Origin of the sequence: Bradyrhizobium sp. LTSP885, from assembly GCF_000938305.1 — a bacterium.
GTDB lineage: Bacteria > Pseudomonadota > Alphaproteobacteria > Rhizobiales > Xanthobacteraceae > Bradyrhizobium.
The window spans coordinates 1-1,963 of the sequence record NZ_JYMT01000022.1 but is presented as its reverse complement, the minus strand read 5'-3'; the positions used below and the strand labels follow the sequence as shown (position 1 = coordinate 1,963).

The 1,963-nt window shown below is 61.7% G+C and carries 1 protein-coding gene and 3 pseudogenes; 1 reads left to right on the top strand and 3 read right to left on the bottom strand.

The annotated features are described in order from the left end of the window. Positions 1–20 precede the first annotated feature (20 nt). The 3 pseudogenes from UP09_RS38995 to UP09_RS16155 all read right to left on the bottom strand — a co-directional run. Positions 21–206 (bottom strand): annotated as a pseudogene (locus tag UP09_RS38995) (integrase core domain-containing protein); the annotation flags it as partial. Next, positions 185–266 (bottom strand): annotated as a pseudogene (locus tag UP09_RS38990) (integrase core domain-containing protein); the annotation flags it as partial. The pseudogenes UP09_RS38995 and UP09_RS38990, both read right to left, overlap by 22 nt. Before the next feature lie 24 nt (positions 267–290). Continuing rightward, positions 291–1,007, bottom strand: a pseudogene (locus UP09_RS16155) (helix-turn-helix domain-containing protein); the annotation flags it as partial. Positions 1,008–1,085: 78 nt separating this feature from the next. On the opposite strand from UP09_RS16155, the gene UP09_RS16150 reads away from it, so the two are divergent. Further along, positions 1,086–1,963: tetratricopeptide repeat protein (locus UP09_RS16150; protein ID WP_044539231.1), on the top strand; the 878-nt coding region annotated here is incomplete at its 3' end.

Here is a 1,963-nt window from a genome sequence, read left to right as displayed (position 1 = left end):
CTCGCAATTGTGCAAGTTCACTAATTCGCTGATTGAATGGGTTCAGTTTTGGTCGCAGCGAAGTCCTTTGGTGTCTGGCCGCCAAGGGCCTGATGAGGCCTGTGGTTGTTGTAGTAGATCAGGTACTCGAAGAGTTCATTGGCGAAGTGATCGAGGTTATCGAAGGTTGCCCCATCGATGACGTCGTCGTCGAGGGTACGCCAGAACCGTTCGATCTTGCCGTTGGTCTGCGGCCGATAGGGTCTGGTGTAGCGATGCTTGATGCCGAGTTCGAGGAGCATGGCTTCGAAGGGATGCTCTTCACGGTTGTTTCGGGATGCGAACTCGGCGCCGTTGTCGGACATGATTTCGGCGAAGACCAGCCCATAGGTGACGTTGAGGGTGTTGATCATCTTCAGCGTCCTGAACATGACCGGCAAGGCTTTCTTGGAGGTGATGACCTCGGCCCAGGCCAGGCGCGAGCAGCTGTCGATCAGGCTGACGATATAGGCCGTGGCCGGGGGTGGCGCCAGGAACACGTCGCGTGGCAGCTGATGCAGATCGACATGGCCAAGTTCGCCGAGCTTGTCCTTGATAATGCGGCGTTTCTCCTCGCGCATCGCCGGCGTGCGCCGGTTCAGATGATAGCGTTTCAGGACCCGGTAGATCGTCGACGGCGAGGGTAGCGTATCGCGCCGCTCGCGCAAGACAGCATGGATCTCGTAGCGGTTCATCCCCCTCTGGCGGCAAGCAACGATCTCGGCCTCGATGCCTTCCGGTTCGCGCCGTTCCTTCCACTTCGGTCCGCGCCGCCGCGGCAAGAGGTCGGCCTCCTCGCCGCTTTGCAAATAGCGGTTGTAACACTTCCGGAAGGTTTGCGAGCAGGTGCCGTGATGCCGATAAAAATCTCCGACCCGGCGGAACGTTGCCGACCGCCCGGCTTTCACCGCCTCGTATTCCGGGATCAGGAACCGCCACTTCTGCAGGTAGTTCCGCTCAATCGTCCGGTCGTAGCTGTTGTCGCGCATCGAATCCTCCCGCAAGAGAATTCAATCAGCGAATTAGTGAACTTGCACAGCAATGACGGCCATCACTCTGGATGACCGATGTGCCGCCTGCTCCTGATTGCTGCCCTGCTCGCCGCTGCACTGTGGTCGGCGCCCTGCTCCGCCCAGGCCAGGTCACAACTCGGGCCGCTCTGCACCACTGACACCACGCCGGCCGACCAGATGATCGATGCCTGCAGCAAGATCATCGCGCTGAAAGTGTTTTCCGGCGAGAAGCTCGCGACCATCTATTTCTGGCGCGCGGTCGGCTGGAACAAGAAGGGCAATTATCCGCAGGTGATCGCCGATGCCACCGAGGCGATCCGGCTACAGCCCAGCACTGCCGTCTACAATCTGCGCGGCTCGGCCTATTACGACAAGGGCGAGTACGACATCGCGATCGCCGACTTCAACGACGCACTGCGCCTGGGGCCGCCGAGCGGCATCATCTTCCACAATCGTGGTAACGCCTGGCGCGCCAAAGGTGACTACACCAAGGCGATCACCGACTATGACGCCGCGATCAAGGCTGGCCCGAGATCGGCCTTTTCCTATCAGAACCGTGGCATCTCCAAACAGGCCCTCGGCGACCTCGACGGCGCGCTGGCCGACATCAACGAGGCTGTCCGGATCGACCCGTCGCTGCCGCAGCCCTTGATCAGCCGCGCGGTGATCTGGCGCGCCAAGGGCGATATCGACCGCGCGATCTCTGACACCACGGAGGCGATCCGGCTGGCGAAGGCGAAAGCGCCCGCCAGCATCATGACGCCGCCCGGCAGCGTCTTGATTTCAGCCTATACCCAACGCGGCCTCGCCTACGAGGCCAAGGGCGATGACGCGCATGCGAGGGCGGATTATGCCGCGGTCCTCGAAGGCCAGGCGTCCGATGCCGGCAGCAGGGCCAACCAGGCCACCGCCAAGGTGCGGCTCGCGCTGCT